The 16,400-nt window shown below is 63.7% G+C and carries 14 protein-coding genes; 8 read left to right on the top strand and 6 right to left on the bottom strand.

The window, feature by feature from the left end:
• Positions 1 to 49 precede the first annotated feature (49 nt).
• The 3 genes from C8D92_RS15670 to C8D92_RS08185 are packed head-to-tail and all read left to right on the top strand — an operon-like array spanning position 50 to position 4,591.
• Entirely contained in the window at positions 50 to 226 is a 177-nt protein-coding gene (locus tag C8D92_RS15670; RefSeq protein WP_165819254.1) for a hypothetical protein, read from the top strand.
• Positions 216 to 3,158, top strand: a complete 2,943-nt coding sequence (locus C8D92_RS08190; protein WP_116919022.1) for an ATP-binding protein — start codon at positions 216 to 218, stop codon at positions 3,156 to 3,158. Before C8D92_RS15670 ends, C8D92_RS08190 begins: the two co-directional genes overlap by 11 nt.
• A 17-nt stretch (positions 3,159 to 3,175) precedes the next feature.
• Positions 3,176 to 4,591, top strand: a complete 1,416-nt coding sequence (locus C8D92_RS08185; RefSeq protein WP_095609448.1) for a sigma-54-dependent transcriptional regulator — start codon at positions 3,176 to 3,178, stop codon at positions 4,589 to 4,591.
• A gap of 682 nt (positions 4,592 to 5,273) precedes the next feature.
• Here C8D92_RS08185 and fhuB read toward each other — a convergent pair.
• The 3 genes from fhuB to C8D92_RS08165 are packed head-to-tail and all read right to left on the bottom strand — an operon-like array spanning position 5,274 to position 8,977.
• Positions 5,274 to 7,286 (bottom strand): Fe(3+)-hydroxamate ABC transporter permease FhuB, encoded by a 2,013-nt coding sequence (fhuB, locus tag C8D92_RS08175; protein WP_116919020.1) that lies wholly within the window; start codon positions 7,284 to 7,286, stop codon positions 5,274 to 5,276.
• Complete coding sequence (locus C8D92_RS08170; RefSeq protein WP_116919057.1) at positions 7,279 to 8,208, bottom strand: iron-siderophore ABC transporter substrate-binding protein; 930 nt, start codon at positions 8,206 to 8,208, stop codon at positions 7,279 to 7,281. Before C8D92_RS08170 ends, fhuB begins: the two co-directional genes overlap by 8 nt.
• A gap of 4 nt (positions 8,209 to 8,212) precedes the next feature.
• Positions 8,213 to 8,977: an ATP-binding cassette domain-containing protein gene (locus tag C8D92_RS08165; RefSeq protein WP_116919056.1), complete on the bottom strand. Its 765-nt coding sequence runs from the start codon at positions 8,975 to 8,977 to the stop codon at positions 8,213 to 8,215.
• A 162-nt stretch (positions 8,978 to 9,139) separates the two neighbouring features.
• On the opposite strand from C8D92_RS08165, the gene pcnB reads away from it, so the two are divergent.
• Genes pcnB through pgi form a run of 5 tightly spaced genes read left to right on the top strand, consistent with a single transcriptional unit; the run spans position 9,140 to position 14,329 of the window.
• A complete protein-coding gene (pcnB, locus tag C8D92_RS08160; protein WP_116919019.1) occupies positions 9,140 to 10,483 on the top strand; it encodes a polynucleotide adenylyltransferase PcnB in 1,344 nt (447 codons plus the stop codon).
• A 50-nt stretch (positions 10,484 to 10,533) separates the two neighbouring features.
• Positions 10,534 to 10,983 carry a 2-amino-4-hydroxy-6-hydroxymethyldihydropteridine diphosphokinase gene (folK, locus tag C8D92_RS08155; protein WP_095609478.1) on the top strand — a complete coding sequence of 150 codons (450 nt, stop codon included), beginning with the start codon at positions 10,534 to 10,536 and terminating at the stop codon, positions 10,981 to 10,983.
• 38 nt (positions 10,984 to 11,021) lie between these two features.
• On the top strand, positions 11,022 to 11,816 hold the full coding sequence (gene panB, locus C8D92_RS08150; RefSeq protein WP_095609451.1) for a 3-methyl-2-oxobutanoate hydroxymethyltransferase: 795 nt from the start codon (positions 11,022 to 11,024) through the stop codon (positions 11,814 to 11,816).
• Complete coding sequence (panC, locus tag C8D92_RS08145; protein WP_095609452.1) at positions 11,813 to 12,661, top strand: pantoate--beta-alanine ligase; 849 nt, start codon at positions 11,813 to 11,815, stop codon at positions 12,659 to 12,661. The genes panB and panC overlap by 4 nt, the downstream gene beginning before the upstream one ends.
• Before the next feature lie 12 nt (positions 12,662 to 12,673).
• A complete protein-coding gene (gene pgi / locus C8D92_RS08140; protein WP_116919018.1) occupies positions 12,674 to 14,329 on the top strand; it encodes a glucose-6-phosphate isomerase in 1,656 nt (551 codons plus the stop codon).
• 61 nt (positions 14,330 to 14,390) lie between these two features.
• On the opposite strand, the gene folK (C8D92_RS08135) is transcribed toward pgi, so the two are convergent.
• Genes folK (C8D92_RS08135) through tsaD form a run of 3 tightly spaced genes read right to left on the bottom strand, consistent with a single transcriptional unit; the run spans position 14,391 to position 16,374 of the window.
• Complete coding sequence (gene folK, locus C8D92_RS08135; RefSeq protein ID WP_116919017.1) at positions 14,391 to 14,948, bottom strand: 2-amino-4-hydroxy-6-hydroxymethyldihydropteridine diphosphokinase; 558 nt, start codon at positions 14,946 to 14,948, stop codon at positions 14,391 to 14,393.
• Positions 14,945 to 15,304 (bottom strand): dihydroneopterin aldolase, encoded by a 360-nt coding sequence (gene folB / locus C8D92_RS08130; RefSeq protein ID WP_116919055.1) that lies wholly within the window; start codon positions 15,302 to 15,304, stop codon positions 14,945 to 14,947. The genes folK (C8D92_RS08135) and folB overlap by 4 nt, the downstream gene beginning before the upstream one ends.
• Positions 15,305 to 15,345: 41 nt before the next feature.
• Complete coding sequence (gene tsaD, locus C8D92_RS08125; RefSeq protein ID WP_116919016.1) at positions 15,346 to 16,374, bottom strand: tRNA (adenosine(37)-N6)-threonylcarbamoyltransferase complex transferase subunit TsaD; 1,029 nt, start codon at positions 16,372 to 16,374, stop codon at positions 15,346 to 15,348.
• Positions 16,375 to 16,400 lie beyond the last annotated feature (26 nt).

Genomic DNA, 16,400 nt, shown 5'->3' with positions numbered 1-16,400 from the left:
CTGAACGCCTTGTATTGCTCGATAGCGTCATCCCGAAAAGGACGATCGCATGTACATTTACCGGCTGGTCTTTCTGCTGGTTCTGGCCATCTACATCTTCTCGCCGAACATCCTCGACTGGTGGATCCGTCCCGGCAGCATCTGGTACTCCCCTTTCCTGGCGTGGGCCGCGCTGATTATGCTCGGTTTCTGGCTGGAGTGGCGACGGGACCCCAATGAGTTTTAGTCCACCGGTTCTGGTTACCGTCAGCCTGGGCTATCTGCTCCTGCTGTTCGCTGTTGCCTGGGTGTCAGAACGTCCCCGCGTCCCCTCACGATGGGTCCGCCATCCGCTCGTCTATGTGCTGAGCCTGGGTGTCTTTGCCGGCATCTGGGCCGTCTATGGCGCCCTGGGCATGGCGGACCAGTTCGGTTTCGGGTACCTGGCCTACTACATTGGCATCAGCGGCGCCTTTCTGCTGGCACCCGTCCTTCTGTCACCGGTGCTGCGCATCAGCCGGGCGTACCAGCTCACGTCACTGGCGGATGTGTTCGCGTTCCGCTACCGGAGCCAGGTCGCCGGCACGCTGGTCACTGTCATCTCCGGGGCCGCGATCCTGTCCCTGCTCAGCATGCAGATCAAAGCGGTGGCCGATGCGGCGGCCCTGCTGGCTCCCGACCTGTCACCCAGCGTCGCCGCCACGCTGTTCAGCCTGGCGCTGATCCTGTTCACCGCTCTGTTCGGGGCCCGGGATTCAGACAGTGGCGGCACCCATCAGGGGCTGGTGGCCGCCATCGCGTTCGATTCGCTGGTCAAGGTCGGGGCCCTGACACTGCTGGGCGCCGTTATCCTGCTGACCGTATTCGGCGGTCTGGACGATCTCAGCACCTGGCTGGCCACCAATGACCGGGGCAAAATGCCCTTCCGTCAGCCACTGCATGACGGCAGCTGGCGCGCCCTGATGCTGATGGCGTTTGCTGGCGCGCTGGTGTTGCCGCACATGTATCACATGATCTTCAGTGAGCAGCCCACCCCCCGAGCGATGGCCAAGGCCACCTGGGGCATGCCGCTTCAGCTACTGCTGCTGGCTCTCCCCGTGCCCGTCATCTACTGGGGTGCACAGGCACTGGGGGTCACGTCGCCGGCCAGTCTCCATGTGCTGGGCATTCCCATGGCACTGGGCAGCCCATCACTGACTCTGCTGATGTACATCGCTGGGCTGTCAGCGGCATCGGCACTGATCATCGTCAGCACACTGTCCCTCTCTGGCATGTTGCTGCATCACACGGTCCTGCCACTCTACCCCCCGCGGGAGCGCTCCGATATCTACAGCTGGCTGCGATGGGTCCGGCGTTCACTGATCGCCGTCACGATCCTTGCCGCATTGCTGTTCCACGAGTGGATCGGCAAGGAGCTGTCGCTCGGGGCGCTGGGCATCATCGCACTCTCCGGCGTGCTGCAATTGTTGCCGGGGGCGCTCGGCGTCATCTACTGGCCGGAGGGCAACCGCCAGGGACTGATTTCGGGCATGGCGGCCGGTATGGTGCTGTGGATCGTCACCCTGGTCGTTCCGTTCTCGACGGTCCCGGACCTGCTCACCCATCTGGGAATGCCCGCTGCAACACTGGAAACCGCCCACATCTACGCATTCGTCGCCCTGACGGTGAACGTTTCGGTCTTTGCCCTGACCTCCATGGTCAGCACCACCACGCCCGACGAGGACAGTGCCGCACAGGCCTGCTCCATGGGCGCCCTGTCCCGCCCCCAGCGTCGGGAGTTGCTGGCCGGGTCCTCGGACGAGTTCCGACACCAGCTGGCCATCCCACTGGGCGCCAACGTCGCCCGGCGCGAGGTGGATCGGGCGCTGAATGCCCTGAAACTGCCGCCCGTGGAATACCGGCCCTATCAGCTGCGACGCCTGCGGGACCAGATCGAGGTCAACCTGTCGGGCATGATGGGGCCATCGGTCGCCCAGGACATCGTCAAGCATTACCTCGGCTTCAAACCGCAGGCAGGCCGGGACCCCGCGCAGGACATCCACTATATCGAAAAAGCACTGGGGGACTATCAAAGCCAGCTGACCGGGCTGGCCGGAGAGCTGGACAACCTCCGCCGCCACTACCGCCAGACACTCCAGAACCTGCCGATCGCGGCCTGCTCCGTCGGCGACGATGGCGAGATCCTGATGTGGAACCACGCGATGCAGGCGGTCACCGGCATCGAAGCGGATGACGTGGTCGGGGCACGCCTGAGCACCCTGCCCGACCAGTGGCGGCAACTGCTCGAGGACTTTGTACTCGGGGACGAGGTGCACCGGTACAAGCACCGGCTGGACCTGAGGGGCCGCCCCCACTGGTTCAACCTGCACAAATCCACTCTGAGTGGCCCGGAACACCCTGAGGGCGGCAATATCGTACTGGTCGAGGACCAGACCGAAACCCGGCTTCTCGAAGACGAGCTGATCCACAGCGAACGACTGGCCTCCGTCGGCCGGCTGGCGGCCGGTGTGGCTCATGAAATCGGCAACCCGGTGACCGGCATCTCCTCGCTGTCACAGAACCTGAAGCTGGAGACCGACGACCCGGACATTCTCGACACCGCGGACCAGATTCAGCAGCAAACACGTCGAATCTCGCGCATTCTGCAATCCCTGATGAACTTTGCACGCAGCGGCAATCACGCTCCTGCCAACCGCTATGAGGCGGTTTCACTGCGCCGGTGCGTGGACGAATCCGTCAACCTGCTGTCATTGTCCGGAAAGGGTCGGCACCTGAGCTACGAGACCGATTGCCCTGATGACCTGCTGGTGCTGGGCGACGAACAGCGCCTGGAGCAGGTGTTCGTCAACCTGCTCGCCAATGCCCGGGACGCGTCGCCGGATGAAGGGTGTATTCGCATCAGTGGCAAGCGCGAAGCCTACTCCGCTATCATCGAAATCCTTGACGAGGGAAGCGGTATTCCGGACGACCAGCTCGATCACATCTTCGAGCCGTTCTACACCACCAAGGGCCCCAACAGGGGTACCGGCCTCGGTCTGTCGCTGGTTTACAGCATCGTGGAAGAGCATTACGGTCATATTCAGGTCGACAGCCCCGTCGCTGACGGACGGGGCACCCGCGTCCGGCTCCGCCTGCCCGCCTACGAGCCGGAGTCCGAGCCGACCGACAACACCGCGTGAGGACAGAAGTTCGAGTTATGCGTCGTATCCTGATTGTCGAAGACGAGGAAATCATCCGCTCGGCGCTGCGCAAGCTGCTGACACATGCCGGCTATGAGGTGGCGGACGCCGGCTCGGTCGATGAGGCCCGCAATCAGAACGACCTGAAACGCCTGGACCTGATCATCACGGACCTGCGTCTGCCCGGACAGCCAGGGACAGACCTGATCCGGTTGGCACCGGACACGCCGGTGCTGATCATGACCAGCTACGCCAGTCTCCGTTCGGCGGTGGATTCCATGAAAATGGGCGCGGTGGAGTACATTGCCAAGCCCTTCGATCACGATGAGATGCTGGCCTCGGTCGAGGACATTCTGGAGCGGGCCAGTCAACGGGAAGCAGCGGCGCCGGAGGACGAACCGACGCAAGAGCAGGCACCCAGCCCTGATAATGCGTCCGACCCGGCCAATCTGATGTTCGGCCAGTGCCAGTCCATGCAGCGCGTATTCCGGCTGATCCGGAAAGTCGCGCCGACCGAGACCACCGTACTGATTCAGGGTGAGTCCGGGACCGGCAAGGAGCTGGCGGCCCGGGCCCTGCATCAGCTCAGTCCCCGCGCCCGCTACCCACTGATTTCCGTCAACTGCGCGGCGATTCCCGAAAGCCTGATCGAATCCGAGTTGTTCGGCCATGAAAAAGGCGCGTTCACCGGGGCGGTATCCGCCCGGACAGGCCTGATTGAGGCGGCCGACGGCGGCAGCCTGTTTCTGGACGAGATTGGCGAACTGCCCGCCGAAGCCCAGGCCCGGCTTTTGCGCGTGCTGCAGGAAGGGGAAATCCGGCGCGTCGGCTCAACCCAGAGCAAAAAGGTCAGTGTGCGAATGATTGCGGCGACACACCGCAACCTCAAAGCAATGACCCGTACCGGCGAGTTCCGGGAAGACCTCTACTATCGCCTCAACGTCATGCAGATCCGGATCCCACCACTGAGGGAACGGAACGGTGACATCATGGGGCTGGCCAAGCGCTTTCTCCGGCGCCAGGGTGAGCAGATCGGCATCCCGGATCTGAGCCTCACTCCCGAGGCGATGCGGACTCTGGAGCGTCATCGCTGGCCCGGCAACGTGCGTGAACTGGAGAATGCCATCGAGCGGGCCTCCATTCTCTGTGACGACAACATTGTCACCCCGGAACTGCTGGACCTGGACCCGGAGTCCAGCGATGACGTTCACATTCCAGAGGGCCTGGTGGACACCAGCAATCCAGCGCCCCGCCCAGACCCTCAACAGAACGGCAACGATCTCTCCCTGGAAGACTACTTCCAGCATTTTGTGCTGGAGAATCAGGACCGGATGAGCGAAACCGAGCTCGCCCAGAAACTCGGCATCAGCCGCAAATCTCTCTGGGAGCGCCGCCAGCGTCTGGGCATCCCACGCAAAAAAGCCAACTCCTGAACCGTGATCGTTACCTGCGTGTTACCCATCGGAACACTTTCGTCATAAGAGTGAGACACAGGTAACACTTTTGTCTAAGCCAAACGCCCACCTCAAAACACCAAATCTCGTAACTTGCTGTTAATTAAGAGTTAACAAAAACTGGCACGCGCAGTGCACCCATCAGGGGCAAACAAAAACAAGAACCGAATGAACGCAGCGCCACAACAACAACAAAAAGCTGCAGAGCGCTCGGTAACAAAAACAAAAACAGAGCGCAGGCGAACTGAGTGTTTTGGGTGCTGAGCTTTTTAGTGGTGCCTGACTGTTGCGGGTTCTGTCCGGAAGACAAAAAAGAAGCGTGAACCAGACGCCTCGTCCCGGATTAATCCCGTGAACCGTCCTTACCACTCTCTGTATTCAAAGCGTTCCGCTCGCATCATTCACTCCATCTGGAGTTTGGTTCCGGTTCGGAACCGCAACAACAAAAACAATGCAGATCGTCTACTCTTCTCGGCGGGTTCGTGGTTCACGTTCCCGCTTTTTGATTTTCTGGCCTCCGGTTTTTCCTAAAGACGAACCCCGCTGCTGAGCAGATCGGCTACCTCTGGTAGTCACTCTACGAAGTGTCAAAGCCTGACCATCGGCCGGGCTTCCTGCTTTGGATGCAGTCCGGCGGCTGCAGCGTTGCCGAGTCTTGGCCTCACAACCGCCGCAGCCCCCACATGAAGTAGGCACCGCCGACCAGCGAGGCCATGATGCCCGCCGGAATCTCCTCCGGGAACAGCACCTGTCGCCCGGCCCAGTCCGCCAGCATCATCAGCGCCGCGCCACAGAGGGCCGCGCCCAGCATATGAATCCGGGCATGATGCAGGCCGATCATGCGCGCCAGGTGTGGCGCCAACAGCCCCACGAAACTCAGTGGGCCGATGATGAGCGTGGCCGCGGCGGTCATCAGCGCCGCCAGCCCGAGCAGCACCAGACGCCCCCGGGAGACGGCAACGCCGAGGCTGCCAGCCGTCGGAGCGCCGAGCGGGAGCATGTCCAGCCAGCGCGCAAACGGCCGTGTCACGATCAACAGGATGACCGCCAGAATGATCGCCGCCACGGCGGTCCACAACTCCACGAAATAGGTGGAACCGGACATCCAGGCGATCACTTCCCGACCACGGGGATCTCCACCAGAGAGCACAAATGTCTTGACCGCCTCAAACAGCGCCGTGATCGCGACACCCGTCAGCAGAACCCGTTCCGGCACGAAGCCACTGCGCCGGTTGAGCAGCACCACCAGACCCACCGTCGCCAGAGCGCTCACGGTTCCGATACCGATCATGGTCAGCGTGGAGGTAGTGCCGGGCAGCAGGTAAATCGCGCCGATAAAGCCCATGGCGGTCCCGGCGCTGATACCCAGCACCTCCGGGCTGGCCATGGGATTACCCGTGATGCGCTGCAGGATCGTGCCGGCAATGGCCAGCATGATGCCGGCCCCGGCCGCGGCCAGAGTCCGCGGCAGGCGCCATTCAAGCACCTCCGCGGACGGCAGGACGTGCCAGCCGCTCATCCCCTGCCCCACCATCAGCGCCAGCAGCAGACTCACACCACAGAGTAGTGCCAGCATGGTCAGAAGCTGGCCTGGCCTGGTGTGGCGGCCACCCGGCATGGCGTGTTCGTGAGGCTTGTCACTGCCGAGCTTCAGACGAGGGATCAGCCACAGCAGCAACGGCGCGCCCAACGCCGCCGTAGTGGCGCCGGTCGGCAGAAGAGTCGCAAATATCCCGGGAACGCGCTGGACCAACAGGTCCGTCAGCAACAGCAGCAAGGCCCCCAGCAGTGCCCCCCAGCCGAGCCGGTGCCCCACCTGTCGGGCGCCGAGAATCCGCACGATGGCCGGCGCCGCCAGCCCGATAAACCCAACGACGCCGACGGCACTGACCACCACCGCGGTCAGAAACACCGCAACACCCAGACTCCCCAGACGCAGGTTGCGGAGGGAAACACCGAGGCTGCGCGCATTGGCGTCATCCAGCTCCAGAATGGCAAGCGGGCGCAGCAGCGCAACGGCAACCGCCCCGCCAACCAGCAACCGTGGCCACAGGAAGGCCACTCCATCCCAACTGTTCTGGGTCAGCGACCCCGCCCCCCAAACCAGCAGGCCTGTCAGCGTTTCCGGGTTCAGAATCAACAGCACGGTCGCGACGGCGGACAGATACAGGTTCACCACCAACCCCGCCAGCACCACGACGGTCGGCGCGAGCTGACGACGCCAGGCCAGCAGGAACACAACGCCCATGGCGACCGCGCCCCCGGCCATCGCCACCCATTCCCGACCCCAGGCCATCAAAGCCGGCGTAAAGACCAGCGCCAGCGCCATGGCCACGTTCGCGCCCGTCGCCACGCCCAGCGTGGTGGGCGCCGCCAGGGGGTTGCGCAGCACCTGCTGCATCAACACGCCAGCAACCGCGAGACCGGCACCGGCCAGCACGGCCACGAAGAATCGCGGCCACCAGGCATAATGCATGAGCTGGCTGGCTGGCGCCTCGCCGGCCTGCCAGAGCGACCGGACGTTTTCCCAACCGGAAAGCTCGGGCGATTGCCCCGTCACGACCAACGCCAGTACGAGCAGGCCCAGCACGCCACAGAGGCGCCCCGACGTCAGCCAACGCCGGCGACCGCGCCGAGCGACGCGCCCTGTCGATGAGACCACCGACTCACTCATCGCTCTGCTCCTTCTGGTCCGGGGCCGTCAGGGCCGCAGCGATCAACCCGGCAAAACGTTGCGCCGACGGCAGAGCCCCAAAGCTCCATACCGGCGACAGAAAGATGGGATCGTACTCGGTCACCGAGGGCAGGGACTGCCAGAGGCCGCTCGTTTTCAGGGACGCACGGACGCCGGGGGGCATGGGCCGGACCACGACCAGCCGTGGGGTCTCATCAGACAGGTTCGCGGCCCGCGCCAGCGCCTCAACACCGACCATCGAGAAGCCCCAATAGTTGGTCTTGCCACGCCAGCCACTGCGCAGGCCCATCCGTTCCAGCGTCGCTGCGAACAGGCCGTGGTCGCCAAAGACACGCACGTGACGGTCGTCCATGAACTGCACCACCAACAGCGGCGGCACGTCGTCGGGCAGCCGCTGTTTCAGTTCAGCCAGCCGCGCTTCCACCCGACGGACCAGACGGTCGCCGGCGGACGGTGCACCGGTCCAGGCGGCCATATCCCGTGTCAGCGATACGAGCTTGGGCCAAAGGTCACCGTCCGGCGAGAACAGCCGCATCACAGTGGTCGGTGCAATGCGATCCAGCTGGGGCTTCACGCTGGCAATGTGCGGAGCCAGCAGAATCCGGTCAGGCGCCACATCGGCCAGCAGTTCAAGGCTGGGCTGGTTGCGCAGCCCCACATCCACCACGCTCTCGGGCACGGCCGGCTCCGACACCCAGGTCCGGTACCCGGAGAGATTCGCTGCCGCCGCCGGCGGGTGCCCCATGGCAATCAGCGTTTCCAGGAACCCCCAGTTGAGGACCACAAGCCGCGATGCGGGCACCGGCTCCTGGGACTCATCCTCCGCCGCCGGAACGATGGTGGAGAGAACCAGCAGCAGCAGCCAGAGGATGACAACGGACGACCAGACTCGCGTGCGCATCACGTTATTCGACCAAAGCAACGGGATGGCCGCCCGGATGATCGACCACATGCATGGGGATGCCGTAAATGGCGTTCAGCGTGTCCGATTCCATCAGATCCTGCGGCGCCCCCCGGGCCAGCAGACGACCGGAGTGCAGCGCGACCAGTTCATCGCAGTAACGCGCCGCCATGTTGATGTCATGAAGGACAATGACGACCCCCAGCCCCAGCTCGTGGGCCAGACGGTCAATCAGCTGCAGCACCTCGATCTGGTGCGCAATGTCCAGCGCCGCCAGCGGCTCGTCGAGCAGCAGGAACCGACTGCCCTGGGCAACCAGCATGGCCAGCCAGACGCGCTGACGCTCCCCTCCGGACAGCGTATCCACCGTGCGATCGGCAAACGCCTCGGTGTGGGTCAGCGCCATGGCCCGATCAATCTGCTCGGTATCTTTCTGCGTGAGCCGCCCCAGCAAGCCGTGCCAGGGATAGCGACCGAACGCCACCAGCTCCCGGCCGGTGAGGTTCTCCGCCGCCGGCAGCTGCTGGGGCAGGTAGGCCACCTCCCGCGCGAACGCACGATTGCCCCATTGCGAGAGCGATCGACCATTGAGGCGCACATCGCCGGAGCTGACCGGCTGTTGCTGGGCCAGCAGCTTCAGCAGCGTGGACTTGCCGGAACCATTGTGGCCGATCAGCCCATAGACCCGCCCCTCGGCAAAGGCGAGATCAACCGGTTCCAGAAGGCGCTGCTCACCGACCGAAAAACTGGCGGCTTCCACTTCAAACATCGGGTCCCCCGGGGATGCAAAACAGACGGCATTATACGAGATAATAACGAGTCTCAAAATCATTTCTTCCCGCACCCCCGGACCGTCATCCCCTGCGACCATGGGCAAGCCTCCCGGAAATCGTTAAACTCTGCGCTTTCACCCACTCACTACCGTTGTTGCATGCTCAAAACAATCCGCTCCTGGTTGCCCGGTAACGGGCGCCCCAAAAAACCGGTCTACGAGCGACGGGTCATCCCCCGGGACCAGCACACCGTCTCCCGTTCGCTGATCAGTGACTCGGCCAAGAAGGTGCTGCATCGGCTGAACAAGTCCGGCTATGAGGCTTACCTGGTGGGCGGCGGCATCCGCGACATCCTGCTGGGAGGCCACCCCAAAGACTTCGACATCGCCACCAATGCCACGCCGGAAGAAGTCCACGACCTGTTCCGCAACTCGCGCCTGATCGGTCGCCGGTTCCGGATCGTGCATGTGCTCTTCGGGCGCGAGGTGATCGAGGTCACCACCTTCCGGGGCAGCGCCGGCGACCAGGACAGTGATGACGACGAGTCGCGCGAGTCCAATGAACACGGCCTGCTGCTGCGCGACAACGTCTACGGCACCATGGAAGAGGACGCCCTGCGGCGCGACTTCACCATCAACGCCCTCTATTACTGCATTCGCGACTTCAGCGTCATCGACTACACGGATGGGGTGCGTGATCTGGAAGAGCGCCGCCTGCGCCTGATTGGCGATCCGGAGACCCGGTACCGCGAAGATCCGGTGCGAATGCTCCGGGCCATCCGCTTTGCCGGCAAGCTCGACTTCTCCCTGGCGCCGGAAACCGAAGCGCCGATTCGGGAACTGTCTTCGCTGCTGACGCACGTGCCACCGGCGCGGCTGTTTGAGGAAGTCCTCAAGCTGCTGTGTGCCGGCCACGGTCTGGCGACCTACGAGCTACTGCGGGAATACGACCTTCTGGCTCCGCTGTTCCCGGCCACTGCCGAGGCCCTGGCGGAAGGCCAGCCGGACGGTGTGATCCGCCAGGCCCTGAGCAACACGGACGCCCGGATCAGTCGTGGCAAGCCGGTCACCCCCTACTTCCTCTACGCGGCCATGCTCTGGCCCGCCCTGCAGGCGGAGTGGGAGTACCGCCAGTCCGAGGGGGAGCCGGCCCTGCACGGCGCCATTCACAGCGTCGTCGGCGAACAGCTCAACGCCACCGCCATCCCCAAGCGTTTCTCCGGTCCGATGAAGGAGGTCTGGGAGCTGCAGATGCGCCTGCCCCGGCGGAACGGCAAACGCGCCTGGTCCATTCTCAACCATAGCCGCTTCCGGGCCGCCTACGACTTCCTGACGGTACGCGAAGCCGCCGGCGAGGAAACCAACGGCCTTGGCCAGTGGTGGACCGATTTTCAGGCCGCGGATGAGGCCGGCAAGGAACGCATGCTGTCTGCCCTGGGGCCCGCCAAGGGCGGGCGTCGCCGCAAGCGTCGCAAACCCAAGTCGTCCGGACCGGCCACGTGACGACCGTAACGGCCTACGTCGGTCTTGGCAGCAACCTGGCCGATCCGCTGATGCAGCTGGCCGGCGCCATGGCGGCGCTGGCCAGCCTCCCCGAGACGCACCTGATCGCGCAATCGCCTTTCTACGCCAGTCGTCCCGTCGGCCCTCAGGATCAGCCCGACTTCGTCAATGGTGCCGCCGCGCTGGAGACGCGCCTGTCCGCCGAAGCGCTTCTGGACCGGCTCCAGTCGATCGAACAGGACCACGCCCGCGAGCGCCTCGAGCACTGGGGGCCACGAACACTGGACCTGGATCTGCTCCTGTTTGGCGATCAATGCATCCGTACTGATCGCCTGACCGTGCCCCACGCCGAGCTGCCCAACCGGGATTTTGTGCTCCAGCCACTGCTGGATATTGATCGCGACCTGACCCTGCCGGACGGCACGGCCATCCGGAATCTTCGCGATCGCTGCCCCGACAACCACCTGCGCCGACTTGCCAGCCCGGGGACGCCTGATTAGGCTAGAAAAGCCTTGATCACTCTGAACAGGTATTCTCCATGGCCGTAACCATCAAGACCCTCCGGGAGCGTAAGCAGAACGGCGAGAAGTTCGCTATGCTCACCGCCTACGATGCCACCTTTGCACGGGCCATCAGCGACGCCGGCATCGAAACCATGCTGATTGGGGACTCCCTCGGCAATGTCCTCCAGGGGCACGACAGCACCCTGCCGGTCACCATCGACGACATGGTCTATCACACAGCCTCGGTGGCCCGTGGCAACCAGGGCGCGTTCGTGATCGCCGACATGCCCTTCATGAGTTACGGCACACCGGAAAACGCCATGGATAACGCCGCACGCCTGATGCGCGCGGGCGCGCACATGGTGAAGCTGGAAGGCACGGACTGGATGGCCGATACCATCGCCCGACTTGCCAACCGTGCCGTGCCGGTCTGCGCCCACCTGGGCCTGACCCCCCAGTTCGTCAACAAATTCGGCGGTTTCCGCGTCCAGGGTCGCGGCGATGAACAGGCCGACCAGATGGTGGCACACGCCAAGCAGCTGGATGAGGCCGGCGCCGACCTGTTCGTTCTGGAATGCGTTCCGGCACCGTTGGCCAAGCGCATCACTGAGGCCGTCTCCGCGCCAGTGGTTGGCATTGGCGCCGGCCCGGACACTGACGGCCAGGTCCTGGTCATGCACGATATGCTGGGCATCAGTCCCGGCAAGCCGCCCCGCTTCGTCAAGAACTTCCTGGCGGAAAACGGCTCGATCCAGGAGGCGTTTGAAGCCTATGGGGCAGCCGTCCGCGAACGCCACTTCCCGGCCGACGAGCACACATTTCAGTCATGAAGACCATTCACACCGTTCAGGAACTGCGACAACAACTGGGCGACGAGCGGGATCAAGGCCGCCGGATTGCCCTGGTGCCCACCATGGGCAATCTCCATGAAGGGCATCTCGCGCTGGTCCGACGGGCCACCGAACTGGGCGACACGGTGGTCACCAGCATCTTCGTCAATCCCATGCAGTTCGGCCCGAACGAGGATCTGGCCCAGTACCCGCGGACGCTCCCGGACGATCAGGAGAAACTGGCCGCGAACGGCAACCACATTGTGTTTGCCCCCAACGTCCACGAGGTCTACCCGAACGGGCTGGACAACCAGACCAGCGTTTCCGTGCCCGGAGTCAGTGAAGGCCATTGCGGCGCGAGCCGGCCGGGCCATTTCGACGGCGTGTCAACGGTCGTGACCATGCTGTTCAACATGGTGCAGCCCCATGTGGCGGTCTTCGGCGAAAAGGACTTTCAGCAGCTCGCGGTCATCCGCAAGCTGACACGGGATCTGTTCCTCCCGGTCGAGGTGATCGGTGTGGCCACCACCCGGGAGTCGGATGGCCTTGCCATGAGTTCGCGCAACGGCTACCTGTCGGAATCGGAGCGGGCCACCGCCCCCGCGCTCTACCAGACACTGCTTCAGACGGCGCAGGCACTGGGGGATGGCAGCAAGGATTTCGCCGCTCTGGAGAGGGCGGCCCGGGAAGCGCTGACCCAGGCCGGTTTCTGTCCAGACTACGTTAACATTGTGAACAGTCTCAACCTGGAACCCGCAACACCGGATGATCGTCAACTCACCATCCTGGCGGCCGCCTTTCTCGGCGACACCCGCCTGATCGACAACGTTTCCGTCTCCCGCTAAGGAATGGCCGACATGCCCACCAAGCCGCTCATCGATCAAACGGAATGGCAAGCCCTGAAGGACCACCGCAGTGCGATGGATTCGGTTCACATGCGGGATCTGTTCGATCAGGACCCAGACCGCTTCCAACGTTATTTCGTGGAGGCCGCCGGACTGTCGCTGGATTACTCAAAGAACCGGATCACGCAGGAGACTCTCGGGCACCTGATGGCACTGGCCCGGGCCCGCCACCTGCCGGAGCAGATCGAGGCGCTCTTCAAGGGCGAGCACGTTAACAACACCGAGGACCGGCCTGCCCTGCATACCGCTCTGCGCAACCTTGGCGACGGGCCAGTCGAGGTGGACGGCACCGACATCATGCCGGAGGTCCGCCAGACCCTGAAACGGATGGAGGAATTCGTCTGGCGCGTGCGCAGCACCCAGTGGCGCGGCTTCAGCAACAAGCCGTTCACGGACGTGGTCAGCATCGGCATTGGCGGGTCCTTTCTGGGCCCAAAACTGGTGTCCGCCGCGCTCAAGCCCTACTGGCATGGGCAGCTGAACTGCCACTACGTGGCGAACATCGATGGTAGTCACATCACCGAGGTGCTGCGCCATATCAATCCCGAAACCACGCTGTTCCTGATACAGTCCAAATCCTTCCGGACGCAGGAAACCCTGGAGAACACCCGCATCGCCCGGGAGTGGTTTCTCCACAACGGCGGCTCGGAAGACCGGATCGCCAAGCACTTCGTGGCGGTGACCGCCAATGAGGCCGAGGCCATCGACTTCGGCATCACGCGGGACAACATCTTCCCCATGTGGGACTGGGTCGGCGGACGGTACTCACTGTGGTCCGCCATCGGCCTGCCCACCGCGCTGACCATTGGGATGGAGAACTTCCGGGGCCTGCTGGCAGGCGCCCACGCCATGGACCGTCACTTCCGTGAAGCGCCACTGGAAGAGAACATGCCGGTCATCATGGCGCTGCTGGGCATCTGGTACGGCAACTTCTGGGATGCCGACGCCCACGCCGTTCTTCCGTACGACCATTACCTGCGCGGACTGCCGGCGCATCTCATGCAGCTCGACATGGAAAGCAACGGCAAGTGTGTTCGCCGCGGTGGTGAGCCGGTGGACTGGGAAACCGGACCGATCATCTGGGGTGGCGCCGGGGCCAACGGACAGCATGCCTATCACCAGCTCCTGCATCAGGGCACGCGGCTTTCCCCCGCAGACTTCATCATGCCCCTGCACACCCACAACCCCGTGGGACAGCACCACGCCATTCTGTTCGCCAACTGCCTCAGTCAGGCGCAGGCGCTGATGCGAGGTAAAACCCGCGATGAGGCGTACCAGGAACTGCTCGATAAGGGGCACAGCGAAGACGAGGCCACCCGACTCGCCCCGCACAAGGCCATCCCGGGCAACAAGCCGTCCAACACCCTGCTGTTTGATCGCGCGACACCGCACACCATCGGCGCGCTGATTGCGCTCTATGAACACAAGACCTTCACACAGGGGGCCATCTGGGACGTGGATTCGTTCGATCAGTGGGGCGTGGAGCTGGGCAAACAACTCGGCCAAACCATCCTCGGCCGGCTCAACGCTGACAAGGACGACACCACCACCGACAGCTCAACCGACGGGCTGATCAGGCTGTTCCGAAAGACGCATGATGTGGATTAACGTCATGTGATGGCCATGGAAAAGCACGGATAGACCGATTCGAACAGTCAGTCGCTTCTTTTCAATGTCCGTGCTTTCCGTGTGTTTCCGTGGCGAACGATTCTCCCTGCGAAATCAACTCGCCCCGCCAGGTAAACGACACGGGCCACAGTGCCTGACCCCGGTCGTAGGCCGCCCAGAGTTCCCGATAGCTGCGACCATCGACCGGGTGGTGGTCGTCCGGCGCCAGTTCGGCAAGCGGGCGCAGCACGAAGGCGTTCTCGAGGATTTCGGCGCGGGGCAGCGCGACACCGGCCACCGTGCCGGCCGTATCACCGTGCGTCAGCAGGTCCAGATCCAGCGAGCGCGGGCTGAACTTGGCCGCATCCGGCGCCCGGCCATTCGCGAACTCAACGTCTTTGAGGAAATGGGACAGCGTGGCCACGCTGTCGGGGGTCTGAAAGCCCACGACAAGGTTGAGGAAATTGGTGCCATCGAACCCGACAGCCCGGCTTTCATAGACGGTCGAAATCCGCAGAGGGCCGAAACGGTCCGACAGGGCCTCCAGACCCGCCCGGATGTGACGCTCCCGATCCCGGTTACTTCCCAGGCCGATATAGACCGTGACCGACCCCGTCACGCCAGGCTCCCACGCTCAATGACAACGCCGACGTTGCGGACCCCGGGCAGGATTCCCGGTTTGCGGATCACCAGCCGCACTCCCTGGACGCCGAAACGATCCCGAATCAGGGCTGCCAGGGCTTCACCCGCCGCCTCCAGCAATTCGGGCTGATTGTCGGCGAACCAGTCGCGAACCGTTGCCGTCACCGCCGCGTAGTCCAGCGCATCGTCCACCCGGTCGCTGTGCCCCGGCGTGCGGTTGTCCCACGCAAGCGTCAGGTCCAGCTCCAGACGCTGCTGAATCTCACGCTCCCAGTCGTAGACGCCGATCACCGCATCCACGGCCAGGCCTTCGATCAATACTCGGTCTGACACAATGTCTTCCTGCTCATCGGGAGGCGGCAACCAGCCGCGCTTCACGGGATTGGCGCCAAAGAATCCAGCGGCCAGCGGGGTGTCGCGACAATGCCGGACTCGTCGTGCTGCCCCGCAAGAAGCCGCTGACACCCAGCATAAGCGATCATTGCCCCATTGTCGGTGCAGAACTCCGGTCGCGCATAGAACACCTCAGCGCGCTGCTTGTCAGCCATGGTTTCAAGCGCTTCCCGCAGGCGCTTGTTGGCGCTGACGCCGCCGGCGATCACCAGCCGGTGACAGTCCGCCGCCTTGAGCGCACGACGGCATTTGATGGTTAACGTATCGACGACGGCGGCCTCAAACGCCCGGGCCACATCGGCTTTCGCCTGTTCGTCGAGATCGCCCTGCTCCCGCAGTGCCTCAATGGTATTGCGGGTATAGGTTTTCAGGCCGCTGAAGCTGAACGCCAGCCCGGGGCGGTCTGTCATCGGACGGGGAAACCGGAACCGGCCATCGATGCCTTTTTCGGCCAGTGCCGACACCTGCGGCCCACCCGGGTAGGGCAATCCGAGCATTTTCGCCGCCTTGTCGAACGCTTCACCGGCGGCATCATCCACTGAGTCACCCAGCAGCTCGTACTCACCGATACCGGAGACGCGCACCAACTGGGTGTGCCCCCCCGACACCAACAACGCGACAAACGGGAAAGCGGGTGGATGCTCTTCCAGCATGGGGGCCAGCAGATGCCCCTCCATGTGGTGGACGCCCAGCACCGGACAGTCGAACGCCAGGCCCATGGCATGAGCGACAGAGCCGCCAACCATCAGCGCACCGATCAGGCCGGGACCGGCCGTGTAGGCAATCGCCTCCAGATCCGCGCGCGAACACCCGGCCTCCGCCAGCACCTGATCGCATAACGGCAACAGTTTGCGGACATGATCCCGAGACGCTAGCTCCGGCACCACGCCCCCGTAATCGGCATGCATGCCGACCTGACTGTATAGCGCATGGGCAAGAAGGCCCTGCTCACTGTCGTAGAGGGCAACACCGGTCTCGTCGCACGACGTTTCAATGCCGAGAACTCGCATCGGGGTGACTCCGCGGATGGGTAAGT

The organism is Tamilnaduibacter salinus (genome assembly GCF_003096655.1).
Classification (GTDB): Bacteria; Pseudomonadota; Gammaproteobacteria; order Pseudomonadales; family Oleiphilaceae; genus Tamilnaduibacter; species Tamilnaduibacter salinus.
This window is presented reverse-complemented; position numbering and strand designations above follow the sequence as displayed.